General features: G+C 63.2%; 1 protein-coding gene. It reads left to right on the forward strand.

The features are described 5' to 3' along the window. Positions 1-26: 26 nt before the first annotated feature. On the forward strand, positions 27-278 hold the full coding sequence (locus FEM01_RS24075) for a DUF3077 domain-containing protein (RefSeq protein WP_138221870.1): 252 nt from the start codon (positions 27-29) through the stop codon (positions 276-278). Positions 279-323 lie beyond the last annotated feature (45 nt).

The following is a 323-nucleotide window of genomic DNA, read 5'->3' on the forward strand; positions in this document are numbered from 1 at the left end:
ACCCGCCATGCAGCAGGAGCCCAGCCATGACCCAGCAACCCCAACATTGGCAAACCGCAGGCGTCACCGCCTGTCTGGAGTTTTGCCGCATCCAGCCCGGTATCCCTTTCGAGCATGCTTTCAGCGAGTTGTCGGTCCTGCTCGGCTGCGTCCGCCACCTCACCCGCGAAGCCGAAATGGAAAGCGACCTGATCGCCGGCAGCTCAGCCCGGATTCTCAGCGCCCTGGCCAAGGCACTGATTGATGACATGGAAATCGGTTTGCAGCGCAAAACCTGATGCCGCCTCCACCCGCTCCCTCTGTGGGAGCGGGCTTGCCCGCGA

The organism is Pseudomonas mosselii, from assembly GCF_005796105.1.
GTDB lineage: Bacteria > Pseudomonadota > Gammaproteobacteria > Pseudomonadales > Pseudomonadaceae > Aquipseudomonas > Aquipseudomonas mosselii_C.

Excerpts from the sequence above, each read along its gene's own strand:
- FEM01_RS24075 (WP_138221870.1), top strand. The coding sequence starts at position 27 with ATGACCCAGCAACCCCAACATTGGCAAACCGCAGGCGTCACCGCCTGT.